The sequence below is a fragment of the Sedimentitalea sp. genome (assembly GCF_039973035.1).
Taxonomy (GTDB): Bacteria; Pseudomonadota; Alphaproteobacteria; order Rhodobacterales; family Rhodobacteraceae; genus Sedimentitalea.
Genome location: NZ_JBDWLR010000082.1, coordinates 1 through 2,230 on the forward strand (window position 1 = coordinate 1; position 2,230 = coordinate 2,230).

2 protein-coding genes and 1 pseudogene are annotated in these 2,230 nt (G+C 57.0%); all 3 read right to left on the reverse strand.

Annotated features, from left to right (window positions below):
- A pseudogene (locus tag ABJO75_RS19515) lies at positions 1-897 on the reverse strand (hypothetical protein); the annotation flags it as partial.
- A 3-nt stretch (positions 898-900) separates the two neighbouring features.
- Positions 901-1,386, reverse strand: coding sequence for a peptidase P60 (locus tag ABJO75_RS19520; protein WP_348432535.1), 486 nt, complete (start codon positions 1,384-1,386; stop codon positions 901-903).
- On the reverse strand, positions 1,364-2,230 hold an 867-nt coding region (locus tag ABJO75_RS19525; RefSeq protein ID WP_348432536.1), incomplete at its 5' end, for a DUF2163 domain-containing protein. The genes ABJO75_RS19520 and ABJO75_RS19525, both read right to left, overlap by 23 nt.

Below are 2,230 nucleotides of genomic sequence, written 5' to 3' on the forward strand. Positions count from 1 at the left end.
TGTGGTGGTGACCTTGTCCTCGACCTTCGGTCTGACCGTGCAGTGGTCTGCCCGCAAATCATCGCCGAACCAGGCAACCACCAGCGCGACACGTTTCAGGTTGGGGCAAAGGCTTTGCAATTCATCAAGCGACTCGGCCCAGTCAGATTTGGCAGCTTCCACATGCCGGTTGAGTGGTCTTTGTGACCCCGGCCCCAGCACTTCCGAGACAATTTCGGGAGAATAAACGAACTCGCCTGCGCCCGGAATGATCGTCACCGCCCGTATCTGGGTTTCCAGTGGCTCAACGGGCCGGATGACCTCAAAGCTCAATTGCGGCAAACGATTACCGAATTGTTCCAAAGCCAGTCTTTCGAACACCACATAAGCTGTGCCTCGATAGGCCGGTGCGGTTGATTGAAACGCGGAGATCAGAGGATCAGGCATTTGTTCGGCAGAACCGTGATAGACTCTCATATTGATCTGGCGCGTGTCGAGCACTTTGCCGTCGGCCCAGATCCTGCCAACCCGGGCGATTTCTCCTTCACACAATGCAACAGCGAAGTTTGCGAAATAGCTGTAGGAGGTCACGGATACGTTTGAGCCGCCGCCGATTCCCTTGCCGCCCTGTTCTTCGGTGGAGACCACTTCTTCGAAATTAGTTGCCCAGATCACCTGCCCTGCCAGCCGCACCCGACCATACACCCGGGGCAAAGACGCCCCTTCATTGGAAGATTGAACGCTGACATCAGCCAGTTTGCCGGATTCTACGGACCGGGACGAGCCACCGAAGATGGATCGGTCGATGAAACCACCTGCGAGGGCTCCTGCGGCCTTTCCAAATATGGTCCCGACCCCGCCAAGGCCGAAAAAACCGCCAATAGCCTGGCCAGCAGCTGCGAGAACAAGTGTTGCCATCGGTCAATCGATCTCCGGGAAGGAAAACACAGTCGCGATGCGTCGTTGCCAGGCGGGCACCAGCGGACTTTCGATCACGCCAACCCGTTCATAAGCGTGAATGATGTGGGGCGCTGCGGTGATCGGTGTACTCAGAATACCGACATGTTTTGCCGGGCTGCCATCCCGCCACCGAAACACCAGAACGTCGCCCGGTTCGGCCACCTCTTTGGCCCGCTCAACCAACCAGCGCCTGCCAGCTGTCAGAAGGTTTTCCTGACCGCCAGTCTCGGCCCAGTCGGACGAATAATCTGGTGCGGTTTCCGGTTCATCGCCATAAAACGCCCGCCAGACCCCACGCAGCAAACCAAGACAATCACATCCGACGCCTTTCAGGCTGGCCTGATGTTGATAGGGTGTTCCGAGCCAGCATCGTGCTTCACCCAGCACCTTGTCACTCAACAAAGCCGTTTGTGGTTCAAATGCATCAGGAGGCAAGAGCACTGCCATCGTTTTTCCCCGTGTTGCGGTTCGGATAGGACAACGCAAAATCGGTCCCTGGCATGTGCGGAAATCCCTGAAAATTCAGATGATTGGCGAATTTTGATCTACAGGTCACCAAGGATTTGTTGCAGCCAGCTCTGACCTTGATCGCAGTGCCGTTCGCAAGGATTTTTGGTGCGGGCTGAAACAGCGCCAAAATCACCGCGCCGTCATCATTGCGATGGCTGGCAACTTCTGATGCAAATCCGGAAAGAGGCCCGTCCAGGACTTCAAGTCGACCACTGGTAAACCAACCTTCCTCAAAGTCGCTGAAGCCAGATAAACGAACCCATTCAAAGGATGCGCTCAAGACCGTTCCGGTTGCCTGATAGGCTGGATCGTTCAATTCGACCTTGCACCGCGCGTCCCCGAGGTCCGCATCGCAGGACTTCGAAAATTCCCGCCCCTGACGAGCTTCCAACAAATGCGCCAGACCCCGCAGTTCAGCTTGAAAGGCGTCACCGGTTCGCGTGATTTCTCCAATACGGGCACGGCGAAGCAGGACATGATCTGCAGGCTGTTGCCAGTTGACGAGAAAGACACCGACTTCGGCATGATCCCAAAGCCCTGCTTCCAGATCGTCTTCGCTCAGTACCGGGCTGGACAAGGCCCCGGCAACCTCGCCACCGCCTGTCGCCAACTGAGGCCCACCCGTCATCGCAGTTGTTGAAAGCCCGCTTTCCGGTTGGCAATGGATGCCATCGACGGTCAGGGCGCGGTCATGATCGGTGAATCCCAACCTGACAGTGTCCTTGCGCGTCACGATCCAGCAGGCAGCAAGTGTGGTAACCCGGCCCGCAATATGCGCTTC